12 protein-coding genes are annotated in these 11,902 nt (G+C 66.3%); 4 read left to right on the plus strand and 8 right to left on the minus strand.

Annotation, left to right across the window (positions count from 1 at the left end; genetic code table 11):
• Positions 1-82: 82 nt before the first annotated feature.
• The 8 genes from AC3WL2_RS23620 to AC3WL2_RS23655 all read right to left on the minus strand — a co-directional run bounded on the left by AC3WL2_RS23620 (position 83) and on the right by AC3WL2_RS23655 (position 6,062).
• Positions 83-1,135 carry an AI-2E family transporter gene (locus AC3WL2_RS23620; RefSeq protein WP_102684725.1) on the minus strand — a complete coding sequence of 351 codons (1,053 nt, stop codon included), beginning with the start codon at positions 1,133-1,135 and terminating at the stop codon, positions 83-85.
• A gap of 12 nt (positions 1,136-1,147) precedes the next feature.
• A complete protein-coding gene (locus AC3WL2_RS23625) occupies positions 1,148-1,942 on the minus strand; it encodes a DUF4892 domain-containing protein (protein WP_102684724.1) in 795 nt (264 codons plus the stop codon).
• 102 nt (positions 1,943-2,044) lie between these two features.
• Positions 2,045-2,899 (minus strand): alpha/beta hydrolase, encoded by an 855-nt coding sequence (locus AC3WL2_RS23630; RefSeq protein ID WP_102684723.1) that lies wholly within the window; start codon positions 2,897-2,899, stop codon positions 2,045-2,047.
• Entirely contained in the window at positions 2,896-3,684 is a 789-nt protein-coding gene (locus AC3WL2_RS23635) for an alpha/beta fold hydrolase (RefSeq protein ID WP_102684722.1), read from the minus strand. Before AC3WL2_RS23635 ends, AC3WL2_RS23630 begins: the two co-directional genes overlap by 4 nt.
• A gap of 103 nt (positions 3,685-3,787) precedes the next feature.
• Positions 3,788-4,126, minus strand: a complete 339-nt coding sequence (locus AC3WL2_RS23640; RefSeq protein WP_102684721.1) for a hypothetical protein — start codon at positions 4,124-4,126, stop codon at positions 3,788-3,790.
• A 96-nt stretch (positions 4,127-4,222) separates the two neighbouring features.
• Entirely contained in the window at positions 4,223-4,681 is a 459-nt protein-coding gene (gene sixA / locus AC3WL2_RS23645) for a phosphohistidine phosphatase SixA (protein WP_102684720.1), read from the minus strand.
• Positions 4,678-5,025, minus strand: a complete 348-nt coding sequence (locus tag AC3WL2_RS23650; protein WP_038706498.1) for a DUF4389 domain-containing protein — start codon at positions 5,023-5,025, stop codon at positions 4,678-4,680. Before AC3WL2_RS23650 ends, sixA begins: the two co-directional genes overlap by 4 nt.
• Before the next feature lie 11 nt (positions 5,026-5,036).
• A complete protein-coding gene (locus AC3WL2_RS23655) occupies positions 5,037-6,062 on the minus strand; it encodes an NAD(P)H-dependent glycerol-3-phosphate dehydrogenase (RefSeq protein ID WP_038706499.1) in 1,026 nt (341 codons plus the stop codon).
• Between the two features lie 146 nt (positions 6,063-6,208).
• Here AC3WL2_RS23655 and AC3WL2_RS23660 point away from each other — a divergent pair, with 146 nt between their 5' ends.
• The 4 genes from AC3WL2_RS23660 to fabA all read left to right on the plus strand — a co-directional run bounded on the left by AC3WL2_RS23660 (position 6,209) and on the right by fabA (position 11,893).
• Complete coding sequence (locus tag AC3WL2_RS23660) at positions 6,209-8,356, plus strand: TonB-dependent receptor plug domain-containing protein (protein ID WP_173862463.1); 2,148 nt, start codon at positions 6,209-6,211, stop codon at positions 8,354-8,356.
• Positions 8,356-9,246, plus strand: a complete 891-nt coding sequence (locus tag AC3WL2_RS23665; protein ID WP_102684719.1) for an ABC transporter substrate-binding protein — start codon at positions 8,356-8,358, stop codon at positions 9,244-9,246. Before AC3WL2_RS23660 ends, AC3WL2_RS23665 begins: the two co-directional genes overlap by 1 nt.
• The gene (locus AC3WL2_RS23670) at positions 9,243-11,171 is read left to right on the plus strand and encodes a response regulator (protein WP_102684718.1); all 1,929 of its coding nucleotides are present in this window, start codon (positions 9,243-9,245) and stop codon (positions 11,169-11,171) included. Before AC3WL2_RS23665 ends, AC3WL2_RS23670 begins: the two co-directional genes overlap by 4 nt.
• A 206-nt stretch (positions 11,172-11,377) precedes the next feature.
• Positions 11,378-11,893, plus strand: coding sequence for a 3-hydroxyacyl-[acyl-carrier-protein] dehydratase FabA (gene fabA / locus AC3WL2_RS23675; RefSeq protein WP_102684717.1), 516 nt, complete (start codon positions 11,378-11,380; stop codon positions 11,891-11,893).
• Positions 11,894-11,902: the final 9 nt, after the last annotated feature.

Raw genomic sequence — 11,902 nt, forward strand, 5'->3', positions numbered from 1 at the left:
GGGGCGAGATGGGGGGGCGGGTCAGGACATAAAGAAAGCGTAAAGATCGCTGACGTATCGCGGGGCAAGCCCGCGATGGAGATCAGCGCTGCGGCGTGTGCTGCGCGGTATTGCGGCTCCAGTCCAGCAGCAGGCTGTACCCCACCGCCAGCAAGGTCGGCCCGATGAACAGGCCGATGAAGCCGAACGCGATCAGGCCGCCGAACACCCCGAGCAGCACGATGACCAGCGGCAGGTTACCGCCGCGGCTGATCAGGTATGGCTTGAGCACGTTGTCCACGCCACTGATGATGAAGGTGCCCCAGATACCCAGGAACACCGCCATGCCGTAGTCGCCCTTCCAGACCAGCCAGGCGGTGGCCGGTATCCATGCCAGTGGTGGGCCCATGGGAATCAGGCTGAGCATGAAAGTCACCAGGCCCAGCACAATGGCTCCCGGCACGCCGGCGATCAGGAAGCCGATCAGCGCCAGCAGGGCCTGAGCCGCCGCAGTACCGATCACACCATTGACCACCCGCTGCACGGTGCCGGCGACCAGGTCGACGTAGTACTCGGCGCGCTCGCCCACCAGCCGTTGCAGCAGGCGGTGCACGAACGCCGCCAGGCGTGGCCCGTCGCGGTAGAAGAAGAACACGAACACCAGGCTCAGGGTCAGCTCGAGCACCCCACCGCCGATCTGCGCGCTGCGGGCCAGCAACCAGTTGCCGACCTGGCCAAGGTACGGCTTGGCCGAGGCCAGCAAGGCCGCCCCTTGCTGGTCGAAGGACTCCCACCAGCCAACCAGGCGCTCGCCCACGAATGGGATACCGGCCACCCAGGCGGGCGCGTCCGGCAGGCCATCGACCTGCACATCGCGAATGAACGCGGTGGCATCACGCACATGGTCGGCCAGGTTGAAACCCAGCCATACCAGCGGCATGGCCACCAGCAGGATCCACACCGTGGTCAGCAGACTCGCGGCAAGGGTTTCCCGGTCGCCCAGCACGCGGGTCAACAGGCGCATCAGCGGCCAGCTGGCGAAGGCCAGGATGGCGCCCCACAGCAGCGCCGAGATGAACGGCGCCATCACCCACAGCGCGGCGCCCAGCAAGGTGAGCAGCAGGATCTGGATCAACAGGCGGTCATTGTTGGCCATGGTGGCCCTCACTCAACGGATCAGTTCCAGGTGCAGGCCTTCGGTCGGAGCATCGCCCACCTCCAGCCGGGCGCTGCGCACGCCGGCCTTGACCAGTTGCTCGCGCCAGGCTTCGGCGCCCTTGCCACTGAGGCTGGCGCGCAGGGTGCTGTCGAGGTTCAGGCTGCGGGCCAGCAGCGTCGCCCAGGCGGCCTGGGGCTCGGCCAGGTCAGGGTAGTCGAGCTTGCCGGTGTCGCGCAGTTCGCGCAGCACCGTGGCGGCGGTGGGCAGCAGCTCGCCCAGCGGGTTGCCGGCGACGAACTCCTCGACATGCAGGTAGGCGCGGCGGTTGCCGCGCGTCACGCTGTACAGCGCCACCAGGGTGTCGGCTTCTTCGGCGGAGCGGCGCAACAGGATGAATGCCTGCTGTTCGTCACCACCATTGAGGCGGGCGTTGGCGAACACGTCGTTGGCCCACAGGCTGGCCTCGCCGCAATCGCGGCCCTGGCACCAGAACAACGGGTAGCCACCGTCCTGCTGCAATGCCTCGCGAGCACTGGTGAAGGCTTCGCGGGCGCTGCGCTCGACCGGCAATTCGTAGGTCACGGAACTGACCTGGCCGCGACTTTCGACTTTGTCCTCGACCCGTAGCCGGCCGCTGATCTTGCGCAGCGGACCCATGGGGTAGACACGCTCCTGCTCCACTGCCGGGCGTTGGTCGACCACCTTGGCGTCGGGTGGTACCGGCAGGCTGCCGGCCCAGAGCAAGGGGCTGGCGATGGCGAGGCAGGCGGCGACGGCGCCGCGAACGAAAACAGGTGCGCTCATCGACCGCCCTCGCAGGTGGCGGGGCAAGGTGCGTGGATGTCTGGCATGTACATGGTTGTCTCCCTTTCAACCCGCCAAGCCTCGACACTTGTCCGGTGCAAGTCAAGGAATGCCAAAGAAGCGATTGAAACAGTCTGCGACAAGGGCCGCGCCCTCGGCGTCGTTCAGGTGCAGATGGTGCCCGCCCGGCAGGATCACCTGCTCGAAGGGTAGCTGCTCCAGCAGATCCGTGTGGCGCGCCAGCATGCCGTCGGCGGCCACCACCAGGCAGGCCGGGCAGGCGATACGCTTGACGAAGGCCATGGCCTGGTCTTGGTTCAGCCGGATGGGCGAAGGCAAGGTGAGGCGACTGTCGCTGCGCCAGCTATAACCGCCCGGCACCGGCATCAGGCCGCGCTGCGCCAGCAGCTCGGCGGCTTCGCGGCTGACCGCGACCATGCCCTTCATGCGCGCCTCGACACCCTCCTCCAGGGTCGGGTATACCGACTTGCGCTTGCCCTCCAGGCGCAGCTGCGCCTGCAAGGCCAGCCCCAGGCGCTCGGCAGCGTCCTGTTCGCTGAGCGTCGGTGGGATCACCCCGTCGATCAGCGCCAGGTGACTGACCCGCTCGGGCAAGGCCCCGGCCAGCTGCACCGAGATGATCGCACCGAGCGAATGACCGAGCAGGCCGAAGCGCTCCCAGCCCAGTTGCTCGGCAACCCGCAACACGTCGTGGGCGTAGTCGGCCAGGGCATAGCCGGCACCGACCGGGCGATGCTCGGAGTAACCATGTCCGGCCAGGTCCAGGGCGACGATGCGCAGCCCTTTCAGCTGCGGCGCCAGGCGGGCGAAGCTGTTGGCGTTGTCCAGCCAGCCATGCAGGGCGATCACCGGCAGGCCGTCGGCCGGACCGAACAGGTGCGCGGCCAGCTCGATATGGCCCAGCGTCAGGCGGATCTCCTCGACCTGGGCGCTCATGCCTGGCTCCAGCGCTCGAACAGGCCCTTGATCAGGCTGGCGGTGTCGGTGGGCCGCTCCAGCGGGAACATGTGCCCGCCCGGCAGGCTGTGATACTCGCCCATGGCCATGCCGCGCACGGCCAGGGCGTGGTGCTTGCGAATCACCCGGCTCTGGGCGCCACGCACCATCGCCAAGGGCACCTGCAACTGGCGAGGCCTGGCTGGGCTGACATGCGGAATGCTGCGGTAGATACTGATTTCGGTGGCCGGGTCGAAGCGCAGGCGCAGACCGTCCTCGTCCTGCGCCAGGCCATGCTCCAGGTAGGCTTCCAGGCACTCCGGGTCGAAGTGGCGGAACAGGGTCTTACCGGTAAAGTAACGGCGGGCACTGTCGCGGTCGGGAAAGGCCTCGCGCCGGCCCAGGGTACGCCCGGCCGGAGTGATGCGGTCGATGAAACCCAGACGCTTGGCGGCCTGGATCAGCCATTCGTCGGCGCGGGTCAGCACCGGCGAATCGAGCATCACCACTCCGCGGTAGAACTCCGGCCGACGCAGCGCCGCATGCAGGTGCAGCACGCCGCCCAGGGAGTGGCCGACGCCCCAGACCGGCGCATCCTGCTGCTCAAGGTGATGCAGCAGCTCGTCCACCAGGTTCTGCCAGTTGTCGTTGACCGGAAAGCGCGGATCGTGGGCGTGCTGTTCCAGGTGATGCACCTGGTAGTCCGGAGCCAGCGCGGCGAACAGCTTGCCGTAGGTGGCCGAAGGGAAGCCGTTGGCGTGGGCGAAGAAGATCTGCTGCGACATGGCCGCCTGCTCTGCACGGGGATGGATGGCCCATTGTCGGCAAGCGATCGGCTGGCGGCAACGTCCTGAACGGTCATCGCCAGTGACGATCAGGTCATCGCGACTAGAAGCTGGCCATCGAACGGTGCAGGCAGGCACGCATGTAGGCCAGTTGCCACTCGAGGGCTTCGCGGGCCAGCTGGCAGTCCTGCTGAGTTTCCACCAGCCGGCGCAGCGCCAGGCAACTGGATTGCAGCAGGTGCGCCATGCGGATGCCGGACTGGCGCAGTTGCTCGAGCTCGTACTGGCCTTCGAAGCGGCGCAGCAGCTGGTCGAGCTTGGCATCGGCACAGTCGCGCAACAGGCAGTACTCGGCGAAGTCCAGCGCAGCGGGGCTGTCCAGCTTGTCGATCACGCTCTGGGGATTGACGGAGCGCACCAGCTCCAGGCGTTGCCTGCTCATCCATGATTCCTTGCGCGGCGTTGCGATCATGCACGCCGCCACGCTAAGGCCCGCACCACCCGAACGGCAACTGGCATAAATGCCAGTTGCCAGGTGTCAGCCAGCGTGGTAGAGGCTGCGCAGGGTCATCAGGCCGGCCAGTGGCCAGTCGCCCTCCAGCTCGGCCAGGCTGGCCGTGCTCAACGGTGCAGGTTGCTGGCCATGGCCGTGCTCAAGCTGACCAACCAGGTTGCCCACCAGGGGTTGGTGGCTGACCAGCAGGACATGCTCGAGCCCCAGGCGCTCGATCTCGCCGATCACCTGCTGCACGTCGCTCTCTGGCGTCAGCCACGGCACGGTACGCACCGGCTCAGAAAAACCGAGGGCGCCGTGCACCAGGGCGGCGGTCTGCTGGGCACGCACATAGGGGCTGGCGATGATTGCCTGCAACGGCTGGCCCAACAGGTGCGCGGCACTGCGCAGCACCTGCTCGCGACCGTGCGCTGTCAGGCGCCGCTCGGCGTCGCTGTTGGCCCTTGGCTCGGCCTCGCCGTGACGCAGCACCCAGAGCTTCACAGCTTGGGCTCCTCGTCACGCACCGGGTGTGGCGCCGGGGCGACGGCGTGGGGCGCTTCGCCTTCCGGGGTGCGCGGGGTCGGCCAGTCGGCGAACGGCCAGGGTTTCTGGTCGCTATGGAAAGTGCCGAAACGGCCGATCTGTGCCAGGTACTGGCTCAGGCTGTCACCGAAGTTCATCAGGCTGGCGCTGGGCGCGCCGTAGATCAGGCGGTAGATCAGTTGCACCAGCACCAGGCCGCCAAGCAGCAGCTCGGCCAGTTGCCAGGCCACCAGGAACACCAGCATCCACAGCACGCGCAGGATGATCGACTCGCGCTGGGCGCGCTCCGGGGTATCGTTCATACGTTTCTCCCTCAGTTGAAACCGCTGGTGGAAATGAAATCGACATCGGTCTTGGGCTCGGCGCGCATCAGGTGCTCGATCACCTGGTTGAGCGTGCGGCCTTCGAACAGGATCGCGTGCAGCCCCGCCACCAGCGGCATGTATACGCCCACTTCCTGGGCCTTGGCCTTGAGCACCTTGAGGGTGTTGACGCCTTCGGCCACCTCGCCCAGTCGGCTGACCGCCTGCTCGAGGCTCAGGCCCTGGCCTAGCGCATGGCCGACCTGGTAGTTGCGGCTCTTGGGCGAGGAACAGGTGACGATCAGGTCGCCAACCCCGGCCAGGCCGAGGAAGGTCATGGGGTTGGCGCCCTGGCTCACGGCGAAGCGGGTCATCTCGGCCAGGGCCCGGGTAATCAGCATGCTCTTGGTGTTCTCGCCCATCCCCAGGGCCACGGCCATGCCGGCGATGATGGCGTAGACGTTCTTCAACGCGCCGCCCAGTTCGACGCCGAAGCGATCGCTGCTGGCGTAGACACGGAACGTGCGGCCATGCAGCACGGCCTGCACCTGCTGGCACAGCGCTTCGTCCTCGCTGGCGACCACGGTGGCGGTCAACGCATGCTCGGCAATCTCGCGGGCCAGGTTGGGGCCTGACAGCACGCCGATGCGTGCCTGGGGGGCGATCTCTTCGAGGATCTGGCTCATCAGCTTGAAGGTGTTCGCCTCGATGCCCTTGGTCAGGCTGACCAGGCCCTTGCCACGCAACAATTCGGCGTGGGGCGCCAGCACGCTGCGCAAGGCGCTGGAGGGCAAGGCGACGAAGATCAGCGCGCTGCCCTGCAGGGTGGCGAGCAAGTCGTTGACCGGTTCGACGCCGTCATGCAGGCGGATGCCCTTGAGATAACGCGGATTCTCGCGGTCGACGCGCATTGCCTCGGCTTGCGCCGGGTCGCGCATCCACTGCCGCACCGGATGGCCGTTCTGTGCCAAGAGGTTCGCCACGGCGGTGCCGAAGCTGCCGCCTCCAAGAACTGCAACAGGTTGCTGTTCAGTCATATCCAATCCGTTAACCAATAAAGTAAGTGGCGACGTGCGCATTATACGGCGCGCATGCGCCAGAGCCAGTGGCAGTACCCGCCCATTTGCAGGGCGGGCCTGTCATGGTGTCGCGGTCACTGGCAAAAGCCGCACGGTCGGTTAACATGCCTGATTCATTTCTGAAACAAGGCCGTTTCGTGTTCCCTGGCACGCCCCCGTACCCCCGCCTGCTGTTGCTGACTGCCCTGCTCGGCGGCCCGGCCGTGGCCGATGACCTGTTCATCGACAACCAGGATCTGCCGCAGGTTCTGACCGCCACGCGCCTGAAACAATCCCCGGCGGCGGTTCCGGGCAGCATGACCGTGCTCGACAACGAGCTGATCCGTGCCAGCGGTGCCCGCGACATCCCCGAGCTGCTGCGCCTGGTACCGGGCATGATGATCGGCTACGGCGCCGGCAACCAGCCGACGGTCAACTACCACGGCAGCAACGTCAGCGACGCCCGGCGCATGCAGGTGCTGATCGATGGCCGCTCGGTGTACCGCGCCGGCCTGGCCACGGTGGACTGGAGCGACATCCCCGTGGCCATCGAGGATATCGAGCGCATCGAGGTGTTCCGCGGCCCGAACACCGTCAGCTACGGCGCCAACGCGCTGATGGCGGTGGTCAACATCCTCACCCGCAACCCGGCCGACAGCCATGGCACGCGGGTCAAGCTGACCCGCGGCCAGGACGGCATCAACGATTACTACGCAAGCCAGGGCTTCGGCTGGGACAGCGGCGACCTGCGCCTGTCGCTCTCCGGCCAGCAGGACGACGGCTTCGACCAGGACCAGTTCGGCCGCGACTACCGCGACAGCCGCCGCGCCAATCGCATCAACATCAATGCCGTGCATACCCTGGCGCCTGACCAGACCCTGGAATGGCAACTGGCGGCCAAGGAAGGCAGCAACCAGCGCCCCTACACCTACCAGCCGGTGTTCGGCAACTACCGCGCTGGCGACAACGCCGATGTCAACGCCAAGGACTACGCCGGCTCCGTGCGCTGGAACCTCGACCTCAACCCCGAGCACAGCCTGTATGTGCAGGGCTCGGCGCAGCATTTCGACCGCCAGCAGGTGTGGCGCGCCTGCGATGCGGCAATTGCTTTCAGCCCCGAACTGACACGCCTCTGGCAGCTCGACCCGAACTTCGCCGAGAAGGTCGCGCGCAACCTGTACACCGGCAACCTGCCCAGCACCAGCGATCCCGTGCTCGGCTCGCTGATGGGCCAGGTGCAGAACCAGTGGGCCAGCGGTGGCCGCAACACGATCTGCGGCGACGTCGACCAGAGCACCCGCGAAACCCGCTATGACCTGGAAATCCAGGACACCCTGAGCCTCACCGACAGCCTGCGCCTGGTCAGCGGCATGAACTACCGCTACGACCGCGCCGATTCGCAGACCTATTTCAACGGCAGCATCGACGACCAGACCTGGCGCCTGTTCGGCCAGCTCGAATGGCGCGCCGACGAGCACTGGATCCTCCAGGGCGGCGCCATGTACGAACACTCGCAGCTGTCGGGCAACTCGCTGACCCCGCGCGTGGCGGTGAACTACCTGATCACCCCTCGCCATGGCTTGCGCGCGGTGTATTCCGAGGCCATTCGCTCGCCGGACATGTTCGAGAACAACGTCAACTGGAGCTACACGGTCAAGAACCTCTCGCCCAACCTGTACGGGCTGCAGAACGGCGAGTATTTCGTCAAGACCCGCGGCCCCGGCAACCTCGACCAGGAACGCATGCGTTCGCGAGAACTCGGCTACAACGGCGCCTTCAGCGACATCGACCTGAACGTCGACGTGAAACTGTTCTACGACGAAATCACCGGCATGATCAGCGAGCCGTTGAAGAACAACCAGTTCATCGCCAGCAACGCCAACAAGGCTCGTTTCAGCGGCAGCGAGGCGCAGTTCGACTGGCGCGCCACCCAGCGCGACCGCTTGCGCCTGACCTATGCGTATGTCGACGCCTGGGCCAGCAACCCGGCCGATCGCCGCCTGAGTGCGCGCAACAGCGGCTCGGCCGGCTGGTTGCGCGACTGGGGCGAGGGCTGGTCCAGCGCCCTCTTCTATTACGGCGACGATGCCCTCAACCAGTACCGCTACGAGCGGGTCGACCTGCGCGTGGCCAAGCGCTTCAAGATCCACGGCAGCAACCTGGAACTGGCCGCGCTGTGGCAGCAGCGCCTGGATGACGAACCGGTCACCCTCGAGCAGAACCGCCATGACAGCCGCCACCGCCTGAGCGTCAGCGCGGAGCTGGAGTTCTGATGGTGCGCCTGCTGCGCCTGCTGCTGTTGTGCCTGTGGCCCTTGGGATCGCTGTCGGCCAGCGAGATCCTGCTGGTCGGCGGCGAAGACCAGCCCGGCATCCGCAGCTTCGTCGCAGCCCTGGAAAAGCGCAGGCCCCACGACCAGGTGCGGTTCCAGACCGTCGAACAGTTGCCTGGTCCGGGCAAGCTCAAGGCCGACACCCGCCTGGTGCTGCTCGACATCCCGGCCCTGGAATGGCGCCTGACGGAGGCAACCGGGCCATCGGCCCTGGCGCTGCGCATCAGCCGGGTCCAGGCCGAGCAACGCCTGGGGGTGTCGCGCCCCGCCTACCTCACCCTGCTGTGGAGCGACCCGCCCCTGGCCCGGCAACTGCGCCTGGCCCGCTACCTGCTGCCGCAGGCGCGGCGCATCGGCGTGCTGTATGGCGAACACAGCCGCTTCCTGCTCGACGAGCTGCGCCAGGCAGCCCGCCCGCTGGGCCTGGAGATCGTCGCCCAGGACTGGCCCGACGTGCGCGACAGCCGCCCCTTGCAGCAGTTGCTGAACAACAGTGATGTGCTGCTGGGGCTGGACGACCCCGAGCTGTACAACTCCAAGTCGGCCAAGAACGTGCTGCTCAGCAGCTATGGCCGGCAGATGGCGCTGATCGGCCCGAACGTCGGCTTCGTCCGCGCCGGCGCCCTGGCCAGCACCTACAGCGACCAGGACGATTGGCTGGCGGTGCTCGAGCAGTTGCTCGACCAGCCACCGGCGCGCTGGCCGCGCAGCCTCTACCCCACGCACTTTGGTGTCAGCGGCAACCAGCAAGTGGCCCGCGCCCTGAGCCTGGAAGCGATCGACCCGGACGCCGCCGCCCTGGCCCTTGCCGAAGGAGCCCCCACCCCATGAGCAAGCGCCTGAGCTGGGACATCCACACCCGCACCCAGATCATCAGCCTGGGCCCCGCCCTGTTGCTGACCCTGCTGCTGATCAGTTTCTTCACCTTCGTACGCATCCAGGACTTGCGCCAGGAGCTTAACCACACCGGGCAACTGATCGCCAACCAGCTGGCACCGGCGTCCGAGTACGGGGTGATCTCGGGCAACAACGAGGTGCTCGAGAGCCTGATGCGCGCCACCTTGAGCATTCCCCACGTGCGCTTTCTCGAGGTGCAGGACAGCCGCAACCATATCCTGGTGTACGTCGAGCAGCCCGATGAAAGCCTCAGCCGCGCCCAGCGGGTCGAGGTGTTCCAGGCACCGATCCGCCTGCAGCAGATCCGCCTGGACAACGACTTCCTGCAAGGCAAGACCCCGCCGCCAAACATCGGCGACGACTACCTGGGGCGGGTGATCGTCGGCATGTCCGACGATGCCTTCAGCCAGCGCCAACAGGAGATCGTGATCAAGGCCGCAATCCTCGCACTGTTCGCCCTGCTGTTCACTTTCCTGCTCGCCCGGCGCCTGGCCACCAGCCTGTCCAGGCCGATCAGCGAAATGGGCCATGCGGTCCGCGCCATCCAGCAAGGCGACTTCAACGCGCCCCTGCCGGTAGTCGACGACAGCGAACTGGGCCACCTGGCCCGGCACATCAACAACCTGGCCAGCGCCCTGGACCAGGCCGCTCATGAACAACAACAGGCCATGGGCCAACTGATCCAGGCTCGCGAAGAGGCCGAGCAGGCCAACCGCGCCAAGTCGGACTTCCTGGCGATGATGAGCCACGAGCTGCGCACACCCATGAACGGTGTGCTGGGCATGCTGCAGTTGCTCGAGACCACCGAACTGACCGGCGAGCAGGCCGAATACACCGCGGTGGCCAGCGAATCCACCGGGCACCTGCTCAAGGTGATCAACGACATCCTCGATTTCTCGCGGATCGAGCGCACCACCCTCGAACTGGAGCTCATCGATTTCAACCTCGGCGAGCTCATCACCAGCAGCGTGCAGTCGTTCCAGCACACCGCCCAGCAGCGCAACCTCGACCTGCGCCTGCAACTGCCCCCCGGCATGCACCAACTGCAGGTGGTGGGCGACCCGACGCGGATCCGCCAGATCCTGCTCAACCTGGTGGGCAACGCCCTGAAATTCACCGAGCGTGGCGAAGTGGCGATCGAGGCGCGCTGGCAAGTGCTCGACCGCCAGCTGATCTGGCTGACCTGCACCGTGCGCGACACCGGCATCGGCATCGACAGCAACCGCCTGGAGATGATGTTCGTGGCCTTCCAGCAAGCCGACAACACCATCTCCCGCCGCTACGGCGGTACCGGCCTGGGCCTGTCGATCGCCCGCACCCTGGCGGAACGCATGGGTGGCCAGCTGCGCGGCGAGAGCCGCGAAGGCCTGGGCTCGACCTTCACCCTGGAAATGCCACTGGCACTGGCCAGCACACCCAGCGCCCTGCCCGGTGTCGCCACACAAGACCAGGCGACGGCTGAGGGCGGCGGGCGGATCCTGCTGGTGGAGGACAATCCGGTCAACCAGAGCGTCATCGAGGCCATGCTGCGCAGCCTGGGCTTCGAGGTCAGCCTGGCCATGGACGGCGCCCAGGCGATCGATCTGGTCGACCAGCAACGCTTCGCCGCGGTGCTGATGGATTGCCGCCTGCCCCAGGTGGACGGATACGAGGCTACCCGTCGCATCCGCCTGCTGCCCCACGGCGAAGGACTGCCAATCATCGCCCTGACCGCCAGCGCGCTGCAGGGCGACCGCGAACGCTGCCTGGCCGCCGGAATGAACGATTACCTGAGCAAGCCGTTCAAACGTACCGATCTGCAGCGCATCCTGCGCCGCTGGTTGCCCGGTCAGGCAGTTGCGACTGGCGATAAATGCTAAAGTGCGGCAGTCTTAAAGACTGGACAGGACCGCCCCAGGGCCGGAAAATAACATTTCAGTGCACACCTGTACTTCTTTTGCCAGGTGCGCTGTGACTTTCACCACAACGCAATAGTCTACCTGTAGGCTGCCGCCTCGAATGCAACGCGCTTCGGGCCGGCCGGGAAGATTCGTCCCCTGCCGCAGGGGGTTATTGAGGAGCTCGCATGACCAAACAACACGCCTTTACTCGGGAAGACCTGCTGCGCTGCAGTCGCGGTGAGCTGTTCGGCCCCGGTAATGCGCAACTGCCCGCCCCGAACATGCTGATGGTCGATCGCATCACCCATATCAGCGAGGAAGGCGGCAAGTTCGGCAAAGGTGAATTGGTCGCCGAGCTGGATATCAATCCAGACCTGTGGTTCTTCGCCTGCCACTTCGAAGGCGACCCGGTGATGCCAGGCTGCCTGGGCCTCGATGCCATGTGGCAACTGGTCGGCTTCTTCCTCGGTTGGCAGGGCCTGCCGGGCCGTGGCCGTGCGCTGGGTTCGGGCGAAGTGAAATTCTTCGGCCAGGTACTACCCACCGCCAAGAAAGTCACCTACAACATTCACATCAAGCGCGTCCTCAAGGGCAAGCTGAACATGGCCATCGCCGATGGCTCGGTCAGCGTCGACGGGCGCGAGATCTACACCGCCGAAGGCCTGCGGGTCGGCGTGTTCACCTCCACTGACAATTTCTAAGGGTTATTC

This window comes from Pseudomonas sp. FW305-96, assembly GCF_058783825.1.

What these genes read in the sequence shown, in the direction of transcription:
- AC3WL2_RS23630 (WP_102684723.1), bottom strand. Translation starts at nt 2,899, where the DNA reads ATGAGCGCCCAGGTCGAGGAGATCCGCCTGACGCTGGGCCATATCGAG.
- AC3WL2_RS23625 (WP_102684724.1), bottom strand. Translation starts at nt 1,942, where the DNA reads ATGAGCGCACCTGTTTTCGTTCGCGGCGCCGTCGCCGCCTGCCTCGCC.
- AC3WL2_RS23650 (WP_038706498.1), bottom strand. Translation starts at nt 5,025, where the DNA reads ATGAACGATACCCCGGAGCGCGCCCAGCGCGAGTCGATCATCCTGCGC.
- AC3WL2_RS23670 (WP_102684718.1), top strand. Translation starts at nt 9,243, where the DNA reads ATGAGCAAGCGCCTGAGCTGGGACATCCACACCCGCACCCAGATCATC.
- AC3WL2_RS23635 (WP_102684722.1), bottom strand. Translation starts at nt 3,684, where the DNA reads ATGTCGCAGCAGATCTTCTTCGCCCACGCCAACGGCTTCCCTTCGGCC.
- AC3WL2_RS23665 (WP_102684719.1), top strand. Translation starts at nt 8,356, where the DNA reads ATGGTGCGCCTGCTGCGCCTGCTGCTGTTGTGCCTGTGGCCCTTGGGA.
- AC3WL2_RS23620 (WP_102684725.1), bottom strand. Translation starts at nt 1,135, where the DNA reads ATGGCCAACAATGACCGCCTGTTGATCCAGATCCTGCTGCTCACCTTG.
- AC3WL2_RS23640 (WP_102684721.1), bottom strand. Translation starts at nt 4,126, where the DNA reads ATGAGCAGGCAACGCCTGGAGCTGGTGCGCTCCGTCAATCCCCAGAGC.
- AC3WL2_RS23660 (WP_173862463.1), top strand. Translation starts at nt 6,209, where the DNA reads ATGCCTGATTCATTTCTGAAACAAGGCCGTTTCGTGTTCCCTGGCACG.
- fabA (WP_102684717.1), top strand. Translation starts at nt 11,378, where the DNA reads ATGACCAAACAACACGCCTTTACTCGGGAAGACCTGCTGCGCTGCAGT.
- AC3WL2_RS23655 (WP_038706499.1), bottom strand. Translation starts at nt 6,062, where the DNA reads ATGACTGAACAGCAACCTGTTGCAGTTCTTGGAGGCGGCAGCTTCGGC.